This is a genomic window from Collinsella sp. UBA1693, from assembly GCF_002320115.1.
GTDB lineage: Bacteria > Actinomycetota > Coriobacteriia > Coriobacteriales > Coriobacteriaceae > Collinsella > Collinsella tanakaei.
Window position 1 is genome coordinate 130916 of the sequence record NZ_DCJT01000013.1, and the last position, 23362, is coordinate 154277.

Genomic DNA, 23362 nt, shown 5'->3' on the forward strand with positions numbered 1-23362 from the left:
ATCGAAACAGCGGTCTTCTTTAATACCAATCTCAAAATATGTATTAAAGAAGACCATTTTCGGGTCTCGAAGCGGCATATTTCAATACCCGGTATTACGAGGAGTCATTTCAGAAAATGCCGGCATCCGTCCAGGTATTACAGGGGACCGTTTATAAGCTCGGAAACGGTTCCCTGTAATACCTGGGTGCACACTGCTAATTGCACGTGCGCGGCCCCGGCGTGCGGGGCTACCTCGTCTAATCGTGAATCTCAACATCTGAGGTGAGTACGTTCGCAATTAGATAAGGCTAACCGAAGTATGGGGGTACAATGAGTCTGCATGCAGATTTTGATCTGAGGGCGTTTCCCGACATCGCCTGGGCACGTCTACATGCGAACGGCAACACCGGAGTTCCGCGCTCGCCGCGGGAGTCCGAACGGGGGTGACGCGCCCCCGCACATGTACACCCACACGAGAGGAGAGGGGTATATGGCGCGTAAGTTCAAGTCTATGGACGGCAACGAGGCCGCCGCATACGTTTCGTATGCGTTCACCGAGGTGGCGGGTATCTATCCCATCACGCCGTCCAGCCCTATGGCCGATCACGTCGACCAGTGGGCAGCCCAGGGCAAGAAGAACATCTTCGGAACGCCCGTCAACGTCGTCGAGATGGAGTCCGAGGCAGGCGCTGCCGGTACCGTTCACGGTTCCCTTGGCGCTGGCGCTCTGACCACCACCTACACGGCGTCTCAGGGCCTGCTGCTTATGATCCCGAACATGTACAAGATCGCTGGCGAGGGCCTGCCGGGCGTGTTCCACGTCTCCGCGCGCTGCGTCGCTTCCCACGCGCTCAACATCTTCGGCGACCACTCCGACGTCATGGCCTGCCGCCAGACCGGCTTCGCCATGCTCGCCGAGTGCAACGTCCAGGAAGTCATGGATCTTTCTCCGGTCGCCCACCTCGCGGCCATCGAGGGCAAGGTTCCGTTCCTCAACTTCTTCGACGGTTTCCGCACCTCCCATGAGATCCAGAAGGTCGCCGTTTGGGATTACGACGATCTGGCCGAGATGTGCGACATGGACGCTGTCCAGGCGTTCCGCGATCACGCTCTCAACCCCGAGCATCCGCACACCCGCGGCAGCCATGAGAACGGCGACATCTTCTTCCAGCACCGCGAGGCCTGCAACTCCGCCTACGACGCGCTTCCCGCCGTCGTCGAGGAGTACATGGGCAAGATCAACGCCAAGCTGGGTACCGATTACGGCCTGTTCAACTACTATGGCGCTCCCGACGCCGACCGCGTCGTCGTCTGCATGGGTTCCTTCTGCGACGTCCTCGAGGAAGTCATCGACTACCTCAACGCCAAGGGCGAGAAGGTCGGTCTGGTGAAGGTTCGCCTGTTCCGTCCGTTCTCCATCAAGCACTTCGTTGACGTTCTTCCCGAGACCGTCAAGAAGATCGCCGTCATGGACCGCACCAAGGAGCCGGGTTCCATCGGCGAGCCTCTGTATCAGGACGTCGTCTCCGCTCTCTACGAGGCCGGCAAGAGCGACATCACCGTCATCGGCGGCCGCTACGGTCTGGGTTCCAAGGACACCACCCCTGCCTCCGCATTCGCGATTTACGAGGAGCTCAAGGCTGACGCTCCCAAGCGCGAGTTCACCGTGGGCATCGTGGACGATGTCACCAACCTGTCCCTGGCTGAGGATCCGGACGCTCCCAACACCGCTGCCCCTGGCACTATCGAGTGCAAGTTCTGGGGTCTCGGTGGCGACGGCACCGTTGGCGCCAACAAGAACTCCATCAAGATCATCGGCGACCACACGGACAAGTACGTCCAGGCCTACTTCCAGTACGACTCCAAGAAGACCGGCGGCGTGACCGTGTCCCACCTGCGCTTTGGCGACAAGCCCATCCGCAGCCCCTACTACGTCACCAAGGCCGACTTCGTTGCGTGCCACAACCCCAGCTACATCGTCAAGGGCTTCAAGATGGTCCGCGACGTCAAGCCCGGCGGCACCTTTCTGGTCAACTGCCAGTGGACGCCCGAGGAGTTCGCCTCCCACATGCCGGCGACCGCTAAGCGCTATATCGCCAAGAACGACATCCAGGTTTACCTGATCGACGCTATCGATCTGGCAGAGCAGGTCGGCATGGGCAAGCGCACCAACACCGTTCTGCAGTCCGCGTTCTTCGCGCTGGCCAAGGTTCTGCCCGCCGAGGAGGCGCTGCAGTACATGAAGGACGCCGCTACCAAGTCCTACATGAAGAAGGGCCAGGCCATCGTCGACGCCAACCACAAGGCAATCGACGCCGGCGCTACCGCCTTCAAGAAGTTCGACGTCCCCGCTGACTGGGCTGACGCCACGGACGAGGCTCCCGCTGAGATCCTCACCGACGATCAGAAGAGCGCCATCGCCAAGCAGGTCAAGGAGCTCATGGAGCCCATCGCCCGCATGGACGGCGACTCCCTGCCCGTTTCCGCCTTCAAGGATTGCGCCGACGGCCAGTTCGAGTTGGGCGCCTCTGCCTACGAGAAGCGCGGCGTCGCCGTTATGGTTCCGCATTGGGACGAGACCAAGTGCATCCAGTGCAACCAGTGCGCGTATGTCTGCCCGCATGCCACCATCCGTCCGTTCGGCCTGACCGAGGACGAGGTCGCTGCCGGCCCCGATACCATGCGCACCCTCGACGTCAAGATCCCCAAGGACACCGGCCTCAAGTTCGCTATCGCGATCAGCCCGCTTGACTGCATGGGCTGCACCAACTGCGCCAAGGTCTGCCCCAAGGAAGCTCTCACCATGGTTCCCGCCGAGGGCGAGCTCGTCGAGCAGAAGACCTTCGACTACTGCGTCGCCAACGTCTCCGAGAAGCCCGTTCTCATCAACAAGAACCTCAAGGGCAGCCAGTTCAAGCAGCCGCTGCTTGAGTTCTCCGGCTCCTGCGCAGGCTGCGCCGAGACCGCTTACGCGCGCCTGGTCACCCAGGTCTGCGGCGACCGCATGTTCATCTCCAACGCCACCGGCTGCTCCTCCATTTGGGGCAACCCCGCTGCCACCGCTCCTTATTGCACCAACAAGGGCGGTCACGGCCCGGCTTGGAACAACTCCCTGTTCGAGGACAACGCCGAGCACGGCCTGGGTATGGAGCTTGGCTACAAGGCCGTCCAGGGCAAGCTCGTCGCCGAGACCGAGGAGCTCATGGCCAGCGATTGCGCTACCGACGAGCTGAAGGCCGCTGCTCAGGCATGGCTGGACGCCCGCAACGACGCCGAGGCCTCCAAGACCACCGCTGCCGCCTACATCGAGCAGCTCGAGGCCTGCGGTTGCGACAAGGCCAAGGCTATCCTGGCCGATAAGGCATACCTCACCAAGAAGTCCTTCTGGATCTTCGGCGGCGACGGTTGGGCTTACGACATCGGCTTCGGCGGCCTGGACCACGTCCTGGCTTCTGGCAACGACGTCAACGTCTTCGTCTTCGATACCGAGGTCTACTCCAACACCGGCGGCCAGGCCTCCAAGGCTTCCAACCTGGGACAGGTTGCCCAGTTCGCCGCTTCCGGTAAGGCCATCAAGAAGAAGAGCCTCGCCGAGATCGCTATGAGCTACGGCTATGTCTATGTCGCCCAGATCGCTATGGGCGCCAACCCGGCTCAGACCCTCAAGGCCATCCAGGAGGCTGAGGCTTACGACGGCCCGTCCCTCATCATCGGCTACAGCCCCTGCGAGATGCACTCCATCAAGAAGGGCGGCATGCAGAACTGCCAGGCCGAGATGAAGAAGGCTGTCGAGTGCGGTTACTGGAACCTCTTCCGCTTCAACCCGGCTGCCGACGAGGGCAAGAAGTTCTCGCTCGACTCCAAGGAGCCCGCAGGCGGTTATCAGGACTTCCTGATGAACGAGGCCCGTTACGCCTCCCTCACCCGTTCCTTCCCGGAGCGTGCCGAGGAGCTCTTCGCTGCTAATGAGAAGGCGGCTATGGAGCGCTACCAGCACCTGCTGAAGCTCAAGACCCTCTATAACGAGGCCTAAAGCTTTTTCGGACTGCTTTTTAGGGCATGCGTTTAACGCTTGACCGGTAGAACAAGGGACCAACTCGTCTTAGCGGGCGAGTTGGTCCCTTTTGTTTTTGGACGATGGCCATGGTCGAACCGGCGCCCTGCCTTCGGCCAATTCTCGTCCGTATATCCTCTGTTTTCCGTCCCGTTTGCAAGCTGGCGTTCTCGCGTCGCCTTCTTGCACGCTCTGCTCTTTATATGGTTGCGCCGCCCTCATGCGCGCGCATGTTGGATAATTGCATGCGGATGGATTGAACGGGAGGAATTGAATGGCACAAACAACAGTTGAGATACTCTATCCCGAATTTGGCAACCAGGCGGGGGATAACGGCAATGCGATGTACCTGCGCGCCTGCCTGCCTCATGCCACCTTTATAGAAACCGCGTTTGGCGAGGTTCCCGCGTTTGCCACGCGCGATGACCTGTCGTTGGTCCTGCTATGCGGCATGACCGAGCGCCAGCAGGAACGTGTGCTCGAGGCGCTCATGCCGTATCGCGACCGCTTGGCGGAACTCGCAGACGCCGGCGTCCCCATGCTCTTTACCGGTAACGCGGTCGAGCTTCTGGGCAACATGATCATTACGCCGGAGGGCCGCGGCATCACCGGCCTGGGGCTATTTGATATCGTGACGCACCAACTGACGCCCCAGCGATTCACCGGCGTTGGCCTGGGTACCTTTGAGCCCGCGCCGGGGGCGGACCCCATCGATATCGTCGGTTTCAAAATGCAATTCACGCAGGCCGAGGGCAAAAATGAAAAATGTCCCTTCTGCGTGCTCAAACAGGGTTTTGGCATCAACGAGAAAAGCGCTTACGAGGGCGTGCGTCGCAAGAACCTCATCGGCACTTGGTTTTTGGGCCCGCTTCTCACCATCAATCCGCCTTTCACCCGCTGGTTGCTCGATACCATGGGCGAGGCGGATGCGCCCCTGGCGTTCGAAGACGTTGCGATGAGGTCCTATAGCCAGCGCGTCAAGGATTTCGCGACCCCGGGTATGGATGTCTAGGCGCTAGGCTGGGTTTAGGCCCGCGACCTGTCCTCGTCCACAAACATGCACTACACGCCCTCCTAGCCAAGGAGTTCATAATAGTGAGTACTTCCACCAGCAAAACGCCTCGCTTCTACCTCGCGCTCGCCGCGGGTAAGGCAACGGCCGCCGCGCTTAAGCTTGCCCGCAGAAACGGCGGCCAGCTTCCCGGTTCCGTTGCCGAGGCCATCTGCCCCGATTTTCTCGCCCGCTGCCCCAAGCCGCGCCGCGTTGTATTTGTAACGGGTACCAACGGCAAAACAACCACGTCCAATTTGCTGGACGATATTCTGCTTGCGTGCGGGTTCGATCTGGTGACCAACCGCGCCGGCGGCAACATCATCACGGGTATCGAGAGCTCTCTCATAAAGAACGCGCGTATGAGCGGCTCCCCGCGCTGCCAGGTGGCCTGCATGGAGCTGGACGAGTTGTCCTCGCGCCGCGTGCTGCCCCATATGGTTCCCGAGGTGATGCTGGTCGCTAACCTGTATCGCGACAACTTTACCCGTAACGCTAACCCTGACTATATCTTTAGCGTGATCGATGCGAACATTCCCGCCTCGACGCATCTGGTGCTCAACGCGGATGACTTGATCTCCTGCCGCCTTGCGCCGCAGGCGACCAATCGCACCTACTTTTCCATCGACCATCTTGAGGACGATCTTGAGGGGCCGGAGGGTATTGTCTGCGATCTTACCGCGTGCCCGGAGTGTGGCGGCGCGCTTGAGTATGACTGGTGCCACCTGCGCCATCTGGGTCGCGCGCACTGCACGTCGTGCGGTTTCAAGAATCCCGAGCCCGACTATCTGGTGACCCGCGTGGATAAAGAGGCGCATGACTTTACGGTGCGCGAGCTGTGCCATGCGAAAGACGGCGTGGCGCCGGAGTATACCTATCACATCGGCACGTACTCAATCACCAATCTGTATAACTTGGTTTCCGCGTTGGTGACGGCTCGCGAACTTGGTGTCTCGGCCAAGGACCTGCAGCGCACATTGGCGGACGGCAAAGTCAACGTCACCGCGGCGCGCTTTAGCGAGGAGACGGTGAAGGGCATGCGCCTGGTCAACACCGCTTCCAAGGGCGAGAACAGCACCGCCACCTCGACCGCCCTGGCGACTATTTGCCGCGAGGCGGGCGACAAGGCCGTGGTGCTGATGCTGGCGGATTACTACCTTGCCACCAATCCCAAGAAGACCGAGTACACTGGTTGGTATTATCAGGCCGATTTCGAGTATCTGGCGGACCCAGCCATCAAGCAGGTTATTGTCCAGGGTGCGAATTCGGACGATTTGCTGCTGCGTTTGCTGATGGCGGGTATCGATAAGGACAACATTTATCTGGCTGAGACCGAGCAGGAGGCTGCGGATATGGTCGAGCTGGACGGTATCGATGGCGTGTTCTGCGCGTATGACATCTTTAACGGCGAGCAGGCCGATGCGTTTCGCACGCGCGTGGCGGAGCGCCTGCGCGGGTAGGAATCGCGCGCCGGCGGCATCTGCGTTCATGATGCGCGGCGAGCCGTCTGTATAACGATGATGGGGGGAGGTGCCTGAGGGCGCCTCTCTTTTTGTGCGCATCTATGTTGTTTAGGCCCGCTATGTCATTGTGTGGGCTCGCGGTTGCATGGGGGCAGTGCGGGCAGCCGGGCGGCACGTTGCGGGGACCGTCCGACAAACCGATGAATAAAACCAAGAACAACCTGTATCGTATGCTGAGCGCCGTTTACTCATTTCGTAAGCGCTCAGAGGGCTGAATATGCATAAGATGTATAAAGTGCAGCAAGCGCTATAGTCATATAGAGTGCCCAACAGGGAAGATATGCATGAGCGACTATGATGAAATATGTAGGATTAGCAGGTATCTTTCAAAATAAGCGTCCAAGATTACGCTGAGGGGCAAAAGAGTACCGTTCACCCGTCCTTATTGCTAGAAATGAATAAAAACAAGCATATTGAGAATATACTCCTAGACAAGCGCACAGGCGTCGCTTAGGCGTTTGTGGTAAGAGGCACAAGAAGCAATGTTCCTCTGTGAGAAAGGAAACCACCATGTCCAAGCCGCTCGGCAAGCCCGATCGCATCGTCGTCGCCCTCGGCGGCAACGCGCTCGGCAACACCCCTGAGGAGCAGATCGAGAAGGTCGCCCACGCCGCCCACGCCCTCCTGGGCCTCATCGAGCAGGGCAACGAGATCATCATCACCCACGGCAACGGCCCGCAGGTCGGCATGATCCAGAACGCCTTCGCCGCCGCCCACGACGCCATCGGCACCCCCGCCATGGACCTGCCCGAGTGCGGCGCCATGAGCCAGGGCTACATCGGCTACCACCTGCAGCAGGGCATCGGCCGCGAGATGCACCGCCGCTACAAGCGCTGGCACGCCGCCACCGTCGTCACCCAGATCGAGTGCGACCCGGACGACCCCGCGTTCGCCAACCCCACCAAGCCCATCGGCCCGTTCTACACCGAGGAGCAGGCCAAGGAGATCATGGCCGAGAACCCCGAGATGGTCTTCGTCGAGGACTCCGGCCGCGGCTGGCGCCGCGTCGTCGCCTCCCCCGAGCCCAAGAAGATCGTCGAGGCCGACTCCATCCTGAACCTGCTCGACAACGAGTTCATCGTCATCGCCTGCGGCGGCGGCGGAATCCCCGTGGTCCGCGACTACGGCAACAAGGGCTGCTACAAGGGCGTGGCCGCCGTCATCGACAAGGACATGGGCGGCGAGCTGCTCGCAGAGGACTGCGGCGCGGACGTACTGTTCCTGCTGACCGCCGTCGAGCACGTCGCCATCAACTTCGGCAAGCCCGACCAGCAGGAGCTCGAGGAGCTCACCGCCGACGAGGCCGAGCGCCTCGCCGACGAGGGCCAGTTCGGCAAGGGCTCCATGGAGCCCAAGGTACGCGCCGCCATCAAGTTCGCCCGCTCCCGCAAGGGCCGCACCTGCATCATCGGCGCCCTCGACAAGGCCGCCGAGACCATGGCCGGCCTCTCCGGCACCCGCATCTGCGGCTAACCCCGTCTCCCTTCAGCAGGGCAACCTGCAAGCTAACCTCTCTCCTCGACGCCCCCGCTCCCCCTGCGGGGGCGTCCTCGTTTAAATGGCATCTTCATCTATGCTTCGGGTCCATCATCGCGGCTCGTTACATTTTATGAACCGAGATATTGCCTGTCGCAAAGCGGGAAATTTGGCCGCTAGCTGGGTAGGATAAAAAGACATGTGCGCGGGGTGCATGGATGCGCCTCGTGCCCGTTCGCTGCCCATCTATATATCTCGAAAGGTGCCGCCCATGCATGGAGACACCATTTTGCTCATGACGTTCGTCCTTGCCCTGGTCGCCGCGTTTGCCGGCGGTTTGGTCGCTCGTGCCCTGCGCTTGCCCCCGTTGGTGGGTTATCTGTTGGGCGGCTTGGCGGTGGGCCCGTTTACGCCCGGCTTCATTGGTGATTCGCAGGCCATGAACCAGCTCTCAGAAGTGGGCGTTATGTTCATGATGTTTGGCACGGGCTTGCATTTCTCACTTAAAGACCTGGCCCAGGTCAAAGGTATCGCCGTGCCGGGCGCCATCATCCAGATTGCGCTGGGCACGTTGGCGGGCTATGGCTTGGCCCAAGCTTTTGGTTGGTCTGCCCAGGCGGGTATCATGCTGGGTCTTTCCGTGTCCATTGCATCGACCGTGGTCCTTATCAAGAACCTTACGGATGAGGGCTTGTATCAAACGCGCGGCGGACGCATCGCTACGGGATGGCTGATTGTAGAGGACCTTGCCACCGTCTTGATTTTGGTGGTGCTGCCGGTGGTGTTTGGTCCGGGCGAGGTGGAGCCCGCGCAGCTTGCGGGGCAGATTGGCGTCGCCCTGGCTAAGACCGCGGCGTTTGTGCTGCTTATGTTGGTTGTTGGGTCTAAGGCGCTGCCGTGGCTCCTCGACCATATAGAGCGCTCCTGTCCACGCGAGCTATTCCAGCTTGCCGTAGTGGTGGTGGCGCTTGGAACGGCTATGCTGGCGTCGGCGGCGTTTGACCTGTCGGTTGCGCTGGGCGCGTTTTTAGCGGGCGTGGTGGTATCCGGCGACAAGCTGTCGCACCGCATCGCCGCAGAGGCGATTCCGTTCCAGGACCTGTTCTCGATTATCTTCTTCGCATCGGTGGGCATGATGGTCAACCCGGCGATTTTGGCGGCGCACCTACCGGAGCTTCTCGCCCTGGTCGCCTTGATTATGGTGGGCAAGTGGCTCATCAACATGGTGCTGGGCATGGCGTTTTCCGTGGGCGTCGAGACATCGCTTACCATCGCGTCTGGCTTGTCGCAGATTGGTGAGTTCTCGTTCATCATCGGGCAGACCGGTATGGCGCTGGGGATTTTATCCGCGGATCAATACAGCCTTATTCTGGGTGGTGCCGTGGTTTCGATTGCACTGAACACCTTTGTGTTCAAGATTGCGGGGCCGGCGGCGCACGCGATCCACAGCCGCCCGGGTCTGGCGAGGTTCTACGAGCGCCATGCCAAAGCACCCGAGCCGGTAGCGTGCGATATGTGCGGCCATGTGGTAGTGGTCGGCTACGGTAACGCTGGCGAAAGCGTGGTCGATGCGCTGACGCGCCTGGACGTGGCCTGCTTGGTGGTCGAGCGCGACCTGGAGATAGCGGAGGCGGCGCAGGCTGCCGGCGCGCACATTCTTGTGGGCGATGCGGCGAACTCCGAAGTGCTGCGCCATGCGCACCTGGACCAGGCCCGTGTGCTCGCGATCGTGATGAGTCACGAGCATTCCGCCGAGAAGATCGCAAGCGAGGCACGCGCGGCGAACCCCAACATCAAGATCGTGACGCGTGCCGATACCGCCGCCGGCGTCGCCGCGCTGGTGGAAGCCGGCGCGGACGAGGTTGTTCGTCCCGAGCTTGAAGGCGGCATAGAGCTGCTTCGCCATACGCTGATCGACCTGGGGTATCGCCCCAAGCAGATCTCCGGTTGCGTGGAGCGCCTGCGCGAGAGCGGCTACGAGGCGCTGGGCGAGACGTCGCGCACCAAGCGCATCCAGGCGTTTGAGCGCATGGTATCTACTATGTCGGACATCGACATCCAATGGGCGAGCGTGGGCGAGGGCGCTGCCGGCAAGTCGCTGGCGCAGCTCGATGTGCGCGGTCGCACCGGCGCCCAGGCGGTCGCGCTGCGTCGTGCGGGGTCTGTGCAGCCGTATGTCGACCCCGCCGCCCCCTTGCAGGCGGGCGATGTCTTGGGCCTTATGGGCACCGTTGAGCAGACCGAGGCGGCCGAGCATCTGTTGGCGTAGGGCGCATGCGGGCGAGGTAGAGGTGGGCGTAAACGCATGAACCTGCCAATTCTCGTCCAAAAATACTAGTTATAACTAGTAAAAATACGAGTTGTAATTAGTAAAACTGTGTATGCAGAGGCGAGAGCATGTATCAAAGGAATCAGGTTTCCACCCTTGTTCAGCGCCTTGTCGAAGATACTGTCTGGACGATGCAGATCATCGTTGGTCCCGGGCAAACAGGAAAAAGCACGATGATCGCTCAGGCGCTTAGCGCTGCCGATGTCATTTCGCATTATGTTAGTGCTGATGACGCTGCCAACCCAAACGAGTCGTGGATTGAGCGCGAGTGGCAAGTTGCGAGGGGAATGACGCGCAACGGTTCGAGGAAGGTGGTTCTGTGCATTGACGAGGTCCAGAAGGTCTCGGGTTGGGCTCGACAGGTGAAATCTCTTTTCGATCGCGACAGGATGAACGGAACGCCTGTCCGCGCCGTTCTAAGCGGCTCATCGTCCCGGCTTCTTCATAAGGGCTTGGAAGATTCCCTTATGGGTAGATTCGAGCTTATCCATTCTCCGCATTGGAGCTATGCGGAATGCAGGGATGCCTTTGGATTTTCGCTTGATCAGTTTCTGTACTTTGGTGGCTATCCGGGTGCGGCGGCGCTTGTCGCGGACAAGCAGCGTTGGAAGGCGTACGTTCGCGATGCGATGGCGGAGCCTACAATTTCCAAGGATGTTCTGGAGATGGAGGACGTGCGCAGGCCCGCCCTTATGCGCGCGTTGTTTAGGCTTGGCTGTGCGTATTCGGGCCAAGAGCTTTCGTACACAAAAATACTGGGTCAGCTTCAGGATCGGGGCAACACCATAACAGTGGCGCATTACCTGGACTTGCTGGGAAAAGCGGGCATGCTCTCCGCCCTTCCTAAGTTTTCGGATAAGGAAGTGGCAAAACGCCGTAGCTCCCCTCGACTTATGGTGCATAACACGTTCCTCATGACGGCGATGTCCGATAGGGGTCCTGAGGAATTCCTTGCACGAGGGGACCTTCGCGGTCATTTGGTTGAGTCTGCTGTCGGTGCCTATCTCATTGCGCGCTCTGAATGCGAGGGCTTTGAGGTTATGTGGTGGCGCGAGGGCAATAAAGAAGTCGACTTTGTTATTCGCAGCGAATCCGCTCTTACCGCTATTGAGGTCAAGGGCGGTGCGGAGTCTGGGCAGAGTGGCATGGCGTCGTTTCTCGATGAGCATCCAGAAGCAAAAAGACTGGTTGTGGGAGGTGCGGACGCTGGCGCGTGTACGGTCGAAGAATCTCTCGCGGGCGATGTGGAGCTGTTCTACTAGAGTCGTTTCATTTGTTTGGCATCCTTGTGTTTTGCTAGATAGATCCACCCGTATGCAAATAGGCATACGGGTGGATCTGTTTTTGAGTCGCCTGCGCGCACGGTAGAGGTTCCTCGTCCAAAAACTGCACGGGGGACGCGTGCGACAGTGGGAACAAACCTGCAGGTAAAAATGGCACCCAAGCAGGAGCTTTATTCAAATGCAGCGCCGTTGGTCGGTAAATTGCATCCGTTCATTTTAGCGGCGTTTCCTCCAATCGGTTTGCCCCGCGCCGCCCGTCCGGCTCCCCGTATTGTTCAACTCAACGAGCGCGCACGGTCGCGCGAGAGGGGAGGGGCAAGCCGGTACGGGCTCGCTCTCCGCGAAGGGGGAGGCCATACGGCGGCCCCAAAGGCTAGGGACGAAGGTACACGTCCCAAAATTACGAAAGGAGGAGTGATATGGCGGATACGACTGCAGACCAGGGCGGAATGAAGAAAACACTGTCGCTCTGGAACTTCTTCACCATCGGCTTCGGCGCGATCATCGGCACCGGTTGGGTGCTTCAGGTCGGCGACTGGATGGTCGTCGGTGGCGGCCCCGTTCCCGCAATGATCGCGTTCCTCATCGGAGCCATCTTCCTGGTTCCCATCGGAGCAGTGTTCGGCGAGCTCACGGCTGCCATTCCCATCTCGGGCGGCATCGTTGAGTACGTTGACCGCACCTTTGGCCGCGTTCCTTCCTATATCACCGGTTGGTTCCTGGCTCTGGGTAACGGCATCCTGTGCCCGTGGGAGGCTATCGCCATCTCCACCCTGCTGTCCGATATGTTCGGCACCATCCCCGGCCTCGAGTGGCTTCGCGCTTTCGAGCTCTATGAGATCCTGGGTGCCAAGGTCTACCTGTTCCCCACGATCATCTCCCTGGGATTTGCCGCCTACGTTATCTTCTTGAACTTCCGCGGCGCATCCTCTGCTGCTAAGCTCCAGGCCTTCCTTACCAAGGCGCTGCTGTGCGGCATGCTGCTGGCTATGGGCATCTCCATCTTCACCGGCTCCCCGGCGAACGCCCTTTCCGACGGCCAGGTCTTCTCCCAGGTCACCGGCGCCGGCGGCGGCGTAGCGGCGACGGGTGCCGACAACATCTTTGGCGGTATCCTCTCCGTCCTGCTGCTGACCCCCTTCTTCTACGCTGGCTTCGATACCATTCCCCAGCAGGCAGAAGAGGCGGCCGAGGGCCTCAACTGGAACAAGTTTGGCAAGATCATCTCCCTCGCCCTGCTTGCTTCCGGCGGCTTCTACATGGTCTGCATCTACTCTTTCGGCACCATCCTGCCCTGGCACACCTTCGTCGAGTCTCCTGTGCCCGCGCTGGCCTGCCTCAAGGACATCAACTTCATCTTCTACATCATCATGCTCTGCATCGCGACGCTTGGCCCCATGGGCCCCATGAACTCCTTCTACGGAGCCACGAGCCGCATCATGCTCGCCATGGGTCGCAAGGGCCAGCTGCCCGAGAAGTTCGCTGAGGTTGATCCCAAGTCCGGCGCTCCCAAGCTTGCTTGCATCGTCCTCGCTGCCATCACCCTGGTTGGTCCCTTCATGGGCAAGAACATGCTCATTCCGCTGACCAAGGTCTCTGCTCTGGCGTTCATCTTCTCCTGCACCATGGTTGCCCTTGCGTGCCTCAAGATGCGCTTCACCGAGCCCGACCTGCCCCGTCCCTACAAGGTCCCCGGTGGCAAGTTCGGTATCGGCCTGGCTATCGCCGCTGGTCTGATCATCATCGCCCTGATCGTCCTTCCCATCACCGCCGAGTCCCTCGACCTCACCGGTTGGATCATCGTTCTCGGTTGGCTCGCCCTTGGCTTGGTGCTCATGTTCATCACCAACGCCCGTGCCAAGGCGAAGGCATAGCAACTGTCTAGCTGGTAGCTATGCTGCGCGGTCGCCGGCTTATCGCCGCAGCGCCGCACCCTGCCCGCGTCCATGCGCATGCGCTCGGACGCATCTGTAGGCTATCTTGCGAAGGGCCGCTCTTACCCAACATATGCGGCCCCTCGCTTCCGTGATTTGGATCCATAAGGAGGAACCATGTCCACTAAGTTTGCAATCGTTGGCGGTAAGCTCATCGACGGCACTGGTGCCGATCCGGTCGAGAACTCCCTCGTCCTCGTTGACGAGAACGGCAAGATCGAGTACGCCGGCGCTATGCAGGACGTGCCCGAGGGCGCCCAGGTTATCGATGCCGCCGGCAAGACCGTTATGCCCGGCCTGATCGACACCCATCTGCACTTCTCCGGCAACCTCACCGACGATGACACCGACTGGGTCATGCAGCCGCTGCTCGAGAAGCAGGCCGTCGCCGTCAAGCAGGCTTACGACTGCCTCACCCACGGCCTCACCACCGTCTGCGAGATAGGCCGCTTCGGCATCCAGGTTCGCGACTGCATCGAGAAGGGCGTCTTCAAGGGCCCGCGCGTTCTCGCTACCGGCCTGGGCTTCTGCCGCGTCGCCGGCCATGGTGACTCCCACCACTGCAGCCAGCTCGAGAACAAGAACTCCCACCCCTGGGGCGACCAGGTCGACGGTCCGTGGGATCTGCGCAAGGCCGTTCGCCGTCGCCTGCGCGAGAACCCCGACGCCATCAAGATCTGGGCTACCGGTGGCGGCATCTGGCGCTGGGACTCCGGTCGCGACCAGCACTACTGCGCTGAGGAGATCAAGGCCGTCATCGACGAGGCCAAGATGGTGGGCATCCCGGTGTGGAGCCACTGCTACAACAACCACGCCGCCGCTTACGATTCCGTCCGCTTTGGCTGCGAGCAGCTGATCCACGGCTTCGATATCGACGAGCGCACCATGGATCTCATGGCAGAGCAGGGCACCTTCTTCACCCCGACGATCGCCTTCCTGCCCACCTGGTACTCCACCTATCCGCCCGTCTACGTCCCCGAGCTGCATGACAAGTACGAGGGCACCCTGGTCGAGAAGGAGCTGCAGCGCAACTACGACTGCCTGCGCGAGGCCAAGAAGCGCGGCGTCGTGATGACCATCGGTTCCGACTCCTTCTCCTTCGTCACCCCGTACGGCACCTGCTCCATCGAGGAGATGTACGAGTTCGTCGACAAGATCGGCTTCACCCCTGTTGAGACCATCACCTGCGCCACCCTCAACGGCGCCAAGATGTGCCACATCGAGGACGAGACCGGCTCCCTCGAGGTTGGCAAGTGCGCCGACCTGCTGGTTGTCAACGGCGACGTCGCTGCCGACATCCACACCCTCAACGTCGACAACATGGACGTCATCATGAAGGACGGCTGGATCGTCGATCCCGGCACCTTCGGCGAGGGCAACAAGTACTCCGAGTAGCACCTCCTCCAAGCTACGATAACCTTACCAACTCCCTCATCGAGACCCCGGCGGAACTCCAGCCCGCCGGGGTCCTTTTTGATGGAGCTCAAGGGGGTTCGCGGTTGGCTCCCGGGGGTTGCGTGGCCGCACGGTTCACCGATGAGTAGGCGCGCGGTCCGGCAACCTTTTCAGGTGGAGCCGCCGAGCGGTGGAAGCCGTCTCATTTCACGCGTTAGCCTCCAGCGGGGAGGGGCATAATCAAAGACAGCTGTCACCTTCTAGAAAGGTTCTCTATGCCCGCTTTGATTACCCACCATCTCTTCGGCGAAGAGAGCATCGATCGTCTGCCCGCCGGCATCATCACTACGGACGAGGAGCGCTGTGCGTTCCTGCTGGCCAACCAAGGACCGGATCCGTTCTTCTTCCGCGTCCGCACCCTTAAGATGCGCGATTGCATGGGCCTGGCCCAGCGCATGCACCGTTGCCGCATGTCCCGTCAGTTCACGGCGCTTCGCGACGGTGTAAGCCGCCTCAACAAGCATGACGCCGCCCTGGGCCGCGCCTTCGTGCTGGGCCTGCTGTCCCACTACGCGCTCGACCGCAACGCGCATCCCTTTGTCTACGACCAGCAGTGGGGCATCATGGAGGCGGACCCCACCCTGGCGGATCAGGGAAACCACGTCCACGCCGTCATAGAGAGCGACCTGGACATCCTCATGCTGCAGCTCAAGCGCGACCACGCCACGGTCCTCGATTACCCACCGGAGAGCGAGATCGTCACCACCGAGCGCATCAACAAGGTCGCCGGCGTGCTGATGAGCCACATGGCACGCACCGTCTACGATCTGGAGATGGGGGCGAACGAGTACGGTGGCGCCGTCGCGGACATGAAGCTCGCCTACCGTGCCATCGAGCCCGCTGGCTCGCCCATCTCGCAGGTGCACGCCATGTTTACCAGCCTGGCGCACCCCGTCACGGCGGAGCTTCCGCGCCGCGCCGGCAACCTGGATCACCTCACGTGGACCAATCCCTTCAGCAATGCGCAGTCGGACGAGTCCTTCCCGGATATCTTCAACCGTGCGCTCGATGACTACTCCATTGCCGCCGCCCGCTTCATCGAGGGCGTCGCTATGGACGATGTCACCGGCCACGTCAACTACTCCGGCCGTCCCTTGGACGTGGACGAGGAGTTCGACCGCGAGGAATAAGCTTTTTGGACTTCTGGCTGAATGCTTCTGTCATTGGTTTGCGCAAGCGGCTCGGGCTTATTCTCGGGCCGCTTCATTTATGCTGAACCCACGGGCTATACCGTTCATTTTATGCATGCAAAATCGGTAAACCTCGTCCCGCCCATCGAAGATGTGGCATCGCCTGTCGGATGGGTGCCTGGTGATCAAGCGCCCTTTTGTACAATGGGGGAGCAAGCATAAAGGAGAAGAGAGAGAAAGCAGGGCCGAGTGGATAACCAGCCTCACGTGTTCCATAAATCGGCGTCGCGCAACATGACCAGGACATTGCGAAATGCCCAGCGCGTCGCAACCATTCTCTTGGGACTGTGCGTCCCCTTTTTATTGATTCTCCTTTTTTGGGACCTTATGGCAAACCCCAGTCCGGTACCCGCGGTTGTCACCATCGCCGGCCTGGTTATGCTGTGCTTCTTCTTTAGCTACGTGTTCGTGGTTCCCGATGACCTTACCTCTAGTGCAACGGACCGCACGCTTAGCATCGCGTCCAAGATCTTTGTGCACACGCGCAAGGGCATGACGCCGGACGCCGCCATGGGCGCCTGCCAGATCATCTTGCCGGAGACGCTGGCGTCCGCCATGTGCATCACCGACGGCAAGCAGGTGCTGGCAAGCTGGGGCGAGGGGTGCGAGCGCTATCCCACCGGCCAGCCCGTGGTGCTGGATACCACGCTCAACGTGGTCTCGTCCAAGGTGATGAGCGTGTTCTCACGCGACGCCAACGACACGCGGGAGCGCGAGTTCTTCCCCCGTCTACGCGCGGGCATCGTGGCGCCGCTTACGGTGCGCGACCGCTGCGTGGGCACGCTGGAGCTTTACTACCCGCGCTTCAGCAACATCGACATGCGCCAGACCGCGCTGGCAACGGGCTTTGCGGACCTTATCTCCACGCAGCTGGCAAGTTTTGAGCTCGAGCGCCAGTCCGAGGTCTCGGCCCGCGTGGAGCTGCGAGCGCTGCAGTCGCAGGTGGATCCGCATTTCCTCTTCAACACCATCGGCACCATCGTGTCGCTGGTGCGCACCGAGCCCGAGAAAGCGCGCTCGCTGCTTATCGACTTTTCCAACTACTACCGCCAAACGCTGTCTGATTCCGAGAGCCTCACCACGCTTGAGCGCGAGGTGGAGCAGGGCATTCGCTACATCAACCTCATGCAGGCGCGCTATGGCGAGGGGCGCCTTAAGGTGGAGACGCGCATCGATCCAGGTACGGTGGAGTGCAAGGTGCCGCCCTTCATCTTGCAGCCGCTGCTAGAGAACTGCGTCAAGCACGCCATGCGCGAGGTCGAGCCGCTGTCGATCTTTGTTTTGTCGCGCACAACCGCCCGGGGCCTGGAGATAGTGGTCGCAGACGACGGCATAGGTATGAGCGAGAAGGTTCAGCAGCACCTGTTCGACCCACCGGAGGCTCCTCGTCCAGATGAGCCGGAGACCGTGACGGCAGATGGTTCCATCAAGCGCGGGTGCGGCCTTGCGCTCTGCAACGTCTTGATGCGCATCCACTTCTTCTTTGGTGAGGAATCGGGCATTAAGGTCGAGTCGAAAGAGGGCGAGGGCACCGCGATCACGGTTGCGCTTATTGGCGAGCCACACGAGCCCGCGCCCGCGCAAAGCCTGCTGCCCTAGGCAATTAACACGTTCGAGCCCAGCACGTTCGAGAGGGGATAGACATGAGTGATCAGTGGAGCGTTCTGGTGGTCGATGATGAACCGCCCATACGCGCAGAGCTTCGCTATTTGCTTGAGCAAGACGAGCGCATTGGCAGAGTGGATGAGGCGGGCGGCGCCACGCAGGCGGTCGAGAAGATCCTGGGCAGCCGTCCGGACGTGCTGTTTCTAGACATACAGATGCCGGGTACCAGCGGTATCAAGCTGGCAGAGACGCTATCGAACCTCAAGACGCCCCCGGTGGTGGTGTTTGTGACCGCGTTTGCCGAGTACGCTGCCACGGCCTTTGAGCTCGATGCCGTCGACTACGTGCTCAAGCCGGTGGAGACCAAGCGCCTGGAGAAGGCGTTGGACAAGGTGGCTACCGCTATGTCGGCCCGCACGCCCGCGCCCTTGGCGGAGCGCGTTATGCGCCTGTCGGTCGAGCGCGGCGGCAAGCGCGCGTTCATCCCCGTGAGCGACATTGTCTACATAGAGGCCAAGGCGGACTACTCCAGCGTGATCACCGCCGCTGGCAGCTATTTGGTGAACGAGTCTATCTCGTCTCTCGAACGTCGCCTGGCGCCGCAGGGCTTTATGCGCGTGCACCGCAGCTTTTTGGTGAATCTGGACGATGTACATGATGTCGAGGTGTCGCGTTCCGGCCTGATGGACCTCAAGGTCGAGCGGGTGGATGCTTCGGTGCCCGTGTCGCGCCGCCGCGCGTCTGAGGTCAAGGTTCGCCTTGGTCTGGCGTAGACGTTGCACCGCCTTTACAGGACGCTGAGCGAAAGCTGATAGTCGGGGACGCGGATGTGCCCTACCATGTCTCGTTATGAATGCGCAGCGTCGCCAAGAGGGGAGCCATAGATGAAATTCACCAAGATGGAGCGCAGCTGGGTCATGTATGACGTGGGCAACTCCGCCCTTGTCCTGCTCAACACCTCGATTGTGCCTATCTATTTCAACGCTATCAACACCGGTGCGTCTTCTGCCGAGCTGGTGACCGCGTGGGCCAACGCCCAGACCGTGGCCTCCCTGATTGTCGCTTTGCTCATGCCTATCCTGGGTTCGCTAGCAGACTATGCGGGCAACAAGATCAAGTTCTTCACCGGGTTCTTCCTAACAGGCGTGGTGCTGTGCCTGGCGCAGGCCATCCCCATGTCCGCTATGGCGTTTCTGGTTGTCTACGTGCTGTGCACCATCGGCCTTAACTCGTCCATGACGTTTTACGACGCCATGTTGCCAGATGTCACCACGGACGAACGCATGGACCGGGTGAGCTCTTCCGGTTTTGCCTGGGGGTACGTGGGCTCCACCATTCCCTTCATCCTGTGCATCGCCCTCATCTTCGGCGGCCCCAGCATCCTGGGCCTGGATACCCTTACCTGCACGCGTCTGACGTTTATCATCACCGGCGCATGGTGGCTGGCGTTCACCGTTCCGCTGCTTCGTACCTACCAGCAGCGCTACGGCAAGGAGCGCGAGCACGGGGCGCAGGGCGTCTTGCACAACATCGCCAAGACCTTCACCGGGCTTTTGGACACGTGCCGCCGCATCGCGCACGATCGCGTGCTGCTGGTCTTCATGATCGCGTTTTTCTTCTACATCGACGGCGTCCACACCGTCATCTCCATGGCTACCAGCTACGGTGCCGCATTAGGTATCGATTCCACGCAGCTGGTGTTGGCGCTTCTGGTCACGCAGTTTGTCGCCTTCCCGTCCGCCATCATCTACGGCAAGGCAGCCGGCAAGTTTGGCACCCTGCGCATGATCATCGTGGCGGTTGCCGCTTACGTGGGCATCGTCCTGTTTGCGGCGTTCTTCTTGAAGTCCGCTACGGAGTTTTGGATCCTCGCCATCCTGGTAGGCATGTTCCAGGGCGGCGTGCAGGCGCTTTCGCGCAGCTACTTTGGCAAGATCATCCCCAAGGAGCATTCAAACGAGTACTACGGCTTCTTTGATATTTTTGGACGATACGCTTCGGTCATGGGCACTCTGCTAGTATCTGTTGTGACATCGCTCACGCACGATCCTTCTTTAGGAGTGCTTTCCATCGGGATCTTGCTGGTTGTGGGCTTTGTCATGCTAGTAAAGCTCTCCAGCATGCAGAAGGCGGCAGCCTAAAGCTCGCATGCCGCAACGAGTGCGCTTCTCTATGGACGGAGGGCTTGCTGGCAACAGTAAAGCCCTCCGTTTTTTAGTAGAAGGTGACCTTATTTGAAATCTCAATACATCGCCCGCGTTGGTGTTATCGCGGCCGCGTACGCTGCGTGCACCCTGGTGACCATGCTCTTTTTGGGCAGCCTTGCATGGGGCCCCATCCAGTTCCGCGTCTCAGAGGCGCTATGCGTGCTGGCGCTCTTCACCCCCGCGGCCGTCCCCGGCCTTACGCTGGGCTGCGTGATCGCCAACGTCGCCAACATCGTGCTTTCCGGCACCGGTATGCTGGGCATGCTCGACGTGGTCTTTGGTTCGCTGGCAACCTTTTTGGGCGCGCTGTTCACGTGGAAGATGCGCTCCCGTCCGCTAATCGCGCTGGCTGGACCCGTGCTTGCCAACGCGCTCATCGTTCCGGCGTACCTGCCCCTGCTGCTGCAGGGCATTGGTTTTTACACCATTCCCTTCACGTCGATTTCCCTAGATGGCTCCTGGGGCCTTATGTACCTCTTTGGTCTTGTGACCACGGGCGCGGGCGAAGCGGTTATCATGTATGTGCTGGGCTACCCGCTGCAGCGCTCGCTGGCAAATACGCCGTTTATGAAGCGCGAGCTCGCTCAGATGGGTACAACAGCTAAGTAGTTGGCTCTCGGGCACATTTAGCCCCGCGCCAACGCGTACGCACTCCAACACGTTGGCGCGGCGGCTTTTGCTTGCCGCCCCTTTCGATAGCTGCAATGGAAAGGGATGAGTGGCTATGAAACCTGCGATCGTGATTCCCACCTACTGGGCGGGCAATCATGAGGACACGCTGGCCCCCGGTGCCTACGACCACTCTACAAGCCTTACCGCGGAACGCCCCGAGCTCGAGCGCTGTCTTGCGTCTCTCGAGCAGGTTCGCGGGCTACCACGCATCATCTTGCTTGTCATATGCCCCTTGTCTGCCACGTGTGACGTCACGCTGCGTATCGAGCACATTCTCTACCATCATCCCAACCTTAACGTCACGCTTCTCACCAACATCGAGGCCTCGCGCATCATGGACCGCGTGAACGAGCTTGCGCCCAAGATCAAGGGCGAGGCCGTATCGCTGCGCGGGTACGGCGCCATTCGCAACATGGGTCTGGCAGCCGCCGCCATCTTGGGCCATGACGCGGTGGTGTTTTTGGACGATGACGAGGTGGTCCTCGCCCCGGATTTCATGGAGAAAGCCCTCTACGCGCTTGGTGCGGAGACGCGCCAGCGCCTGCCCATCCTCGCCAAGAGCGGTTACTTTTACGATCGCGAGGGGTCTCCGCTGGCGGATACCTCGCGCGCCGGCATCACCCAGCGCTGGTGGACCAAGCGCATCGAGTTCAACCGTTGGATGAAAAAGGCCCTCTCTGCCACGAGGATCTCGCGGTCCAACTACGTGTGCGGCGGCTGCATGGCCCTGCATGCCCGGGCGTTTACGCGCGTGGCGTTCGACCCCTTTATCACCCGTGGCGAGGATCTTGATTATCTGTTCAACATGCGTCTGTTTGGCTATGACGTGTGGTTTGATAACGCATGGGTGGTCAAGCACCTGCCGCCGGAGAGCCATGAGAGCGCGCCGCGCTTTATGCAAAACGTCTACCGCTGGTATTATGAACGGGCAAAACTGACGTATGCCAGCAGGCAGAAGGAATACAACCAGGTAACGCCGGCGTCGCTCATGCCGTATCCGGGTCCGTGGATCTCGCCGGGATTGGATGAGCGCGTTCGCAAGACGTCCCTCGCCCGCGCCGTGTTCACTCGCGAGCGCCGCGCGTATTGGAATATCTGGCGCCATGGTCGCGAAGATGCGGAGCGCTATGCCGCGGACAACGCCGACCAATACCTGAAATTCCAAAGCTTCTGGCCGAGTATCATGGACGGCTTGTGGGGAGATATCTCGCTTGCCGCCATGCTGGAGCGCCGATGAACGATAAAAACAAGTCTATTTGGGGGGCTGCGCGTTCAGCGCTGCTGGCGAGCATTCCGTTGCTGCGCGTTGCCGCCGCGGTGTGCGCGCTTGCCCTCGCCGTCTATCTTGTCTACTCCATTATCGAGGGGACGGAATCCATTCTCACGCTGGTGGCGTGCGCGCTTATGTGCGTCTTTCTGCTCATCTTCGCCCACCTTTGCCTCAACCCGGATACCCTGCGCTCCCAGTACGCCGAGCAAACGCTTTCCATCGCGTCGGAGATGCTGGAGGATATACGCGATGGCCTTACGCCCGAGAGCGCCGAGGCCATTTGCCGGCGCCTGCTGCCCGAGACCCGCGCGATGACCATCGCCGTGACCGACCGCGAGCGCGTGCTCGCCTGCGTGGGCACGCTCGCAGAGCAGTTTCCACCTGGGTCTCCCATCCATACGCCCGCGACGCGTTATGCCTTGGACCACGGCTTGGTGCAGTCGTTTACCAACGCCACGCCCACGTTTAGCGACTCCCTTACGGCCCCGCCGATCCCGGCGGGCATCATCGCCCCGCTCAAGGTTCGCGGCAAGTCAGTGGGAACGCTCAAGTTCTATTTCAGCAGCCCGCACGCGGTCAATCGCACGCAGTACGCTTTGGTGTCTGGTTTTGCGGAGCTGATCTCTACCCAGCTGGCCACGCATGAGCTGGAACGCCAGGACGAGTTGACGGCGCGCGCCGAGCTTCGCGCCCTGCAAGCGCAGATCAACCCGCATTTTCTGTTCAACACGCTCAACACCATCGCCGCTCTTACGCGCACGGAGCCCGCTCGCGCACGCGAGCTGCTTCGCGACTTCGCGGCGTTTTACCGCTCTACGCTCGATAACTCCGGTTCGCTGATCCCCGTGTCGCGTGAGCTCACGCAGACCAGTCGCTACCTTACGTTTGAACGCGCTCGCTTTGGCGATGACCGCATCATCGCGACCATGGATGTCGAAGAGGGGGTCGAGGACGCCCCGGTGCCCGCTTTCATCATCCAACCATTGGTGGAGAACGCCGTGCGCCACGCTATGAAGGACGAGGGCGCGCTGCATATCACGGTGAGGGTGCGCTCAGAGGGCGGCGAGGGCATTTGCATCGAGGTGAGCGACGACGGCGCCGGCATGGATCGCGACACCGCTGCGCGTCTGTTCAACGCGTCACTCCCCATGCCCGATTCCCAGTCGCCCCAGGGCGGCGGCGCGGGCGTGGCGACGCGCAACATTTCAGAGCGCATCAAGCGCTTCTACGGCCCCCGCTCCAGCGCGGAGGTTTCGTCCACCCCCGGCGAGGGCACCACCATTACGCTGCACCTTGATTTGCAAGAAAGTATGTTCGCGTAAGGGTTCTTAC

15 protein-coding genes are annotated in these 23362 nt (G+C 60.7%); all 15 read left to right on the forward strand.

Features of this window, described 5'->3' with window-relative positions:
* The first annotated feature begins 471 nt into the window (after window positions 1–471).
* The gene (nifJ, locus tag B3H65_RS09620; protein ID WP_286685064.1) at window positions 472–4014 is read left to right on the forward strand and encodes a pyruvate:ferredoxin (flavodoxin) oxidoreductase; all 3543 of its coding nucleotides are present in this window, start codon (window positions 472–474) and stop codon (window positions 4012–4014) included.
* A 295-nt stretch (window positions 4015–4309) separates the two neighbouring features.
* Window positions 4310–5047, forward strand: coding sequence for a glutamine amidotransferase (locus B3H65_RS09625; RefSeq protein ID WP_286685065.1), 738 nt, complete (start codon window positions 4310–4312; stop codon window positions 5045–5047).
* Between the two features lie 83 nt (window positions 5048–5130).
* Entirely contained in the window at window positions 5131–6546 is a 1416-nt protein-coding gene (locus B3H65_RS09630; RefSeq protein WP_286685066.1) for a MurT ligase domain-containing protein, read from the forward strand.
* A 573-nt stretch (window positions 6547–7119) separates the two neighbouring features.
* Window positions 7120–8082: a carbamate kinase gene (gene arcC / locus B3H65_RS09635; RefSeq protein ID WP_286685067.1), complete on the forward strand. Its 963-nt coding sequence runs from the start codon at window positions 7120–7122 to the stop codon at window positions 8080–8082.
* Window positions 8083–8356: 274 nt separating this feature from the next.
* Window positions 8357–10354, forward strand: a complete 1998-nt coding sequence (locus B3H65_RS09640) for a cation:proton antiporter (RefSeq protein ID WP_286685068.1) — start codon at window positions 8357–8359, stop codon at window positions 10352–10354.
* 191 nt (window positions 10355–10545) lie between these two features.
* Complete coding sequence (locus tag B3H65_RS09645; protein WP_286685163.1) at window positions 10546–11676, forward strand: ATP-binding protein; 1131 nt, start codon at window positions 10546–10548, stop codon at window positions 11674–11676.
* Window positions 11677–12116: 440 nt separating this feature from the next.
* Window positions 12117–13571 (forward strand): APC family permease, encoded by a 1455-nt coding sequence (locus tag B3H65_RS09650; RefSeq protein ID WP_286685069.1) that lies wholly within the window; start codon window positions 12117–12119, stop codon window positions 13569–13571.
* A 177-nt stretch (window positions 13572–13748) separates the two neighbouring features.
* On the forward strand, window positions 13749–15026 hold the full coding sequence (locus B3H65_RS09655) for a metal-dependent hydrolase family protein (RefSeq protein ID WP_009141199.1): 1278 nt from the start codon (window positions 13749–13751) through the stop codon (window positions 15024–15026).
* Between the two features lie 275 nt (window positions 15027–15301).
* Window positions 15302–16216 (forward strand): zinc dependent phospholipase C family protein, encoded by a 915-nt coding sequence (locus tag B3H65_RS09660; RefSeq protein ID WP_286685070.1) that lies wholly within the window; start codon window positions 15302–15304, stop codon window positions 16214–16216.
* 387 nt (window positions 16217–16603) lie between these two features.
* The gene (locus B3H65_RS09665) at window positions 16604–17875 is read left to right on the forward strand and encodes a histidine kinase (protein ID WP_286685071.1); all 1272 of its coding nucleotides are present in this window, start codon (window positions 16604–16606) and stop codon (window positions 17873–17875) included.
* 44 nt (window positions 17876–17919) lie between these two features.
* Complete coding sequence (locus B3H65_RS09670; protein ID WP_286685072.1) at window positions 17920–18654, forward strand: LytR/AlgR family response regulator transcription factor; 735 nt, start codon at window positions 17920–17922, stop codon at window positions 18652–18654.
* Window positions 18655–18765: 111 nt separating this feature from the next.
* A complete protein-coding gene (locus B3H65_RS09675; RefSeq protein ID WP_286685073.1) occupies window positions 18766–20022 on the forward strand; it encodes an MFS transporter in 1257 nt (418 codons plus the stop codon).
* A gap of 93 nt (window positions 20023–20115) precedes the next feature.
* Window positions 20116–20697 carry a QueT transporter family protein gene (locus B3H65_RS09680; protein ID WP_117680035.1) on the forward strand — a complete coding sequence of 194 codons (582 nt, stop codon included), beginning with the start codon at window positions 20116–20118 and terminating at the stop codon, window positions 20695–20697.
* A 115-nt stretch (window positions 20698–20812) separates the two neighbouring features.
* On the forward strand, window positions 20813–21997 hold the full coding sequence (locus B3H65_RS09685; protein ID WP_286685074.1) for a glycosyltransferase family 2 protein: 1185 nt from the start codon (window positions 20813–20815) through the stop codon (window positions 21995–21997).
* Entirely contained in the window at window positions 21994–23352 is a 1359-nt protein-coding gene (locus B3H65_RS09690) for a histidine kinase (RefSeq protein WP_286685075.1), read from the forward strand. Before B3H65_RS09685 ends, B3H65_RS09690 begins: the two co-directional genes overlap by 4 nt.
* The last annotated feature ends 10 nt before the right edge of the window (window positions 23353–23362 follow it).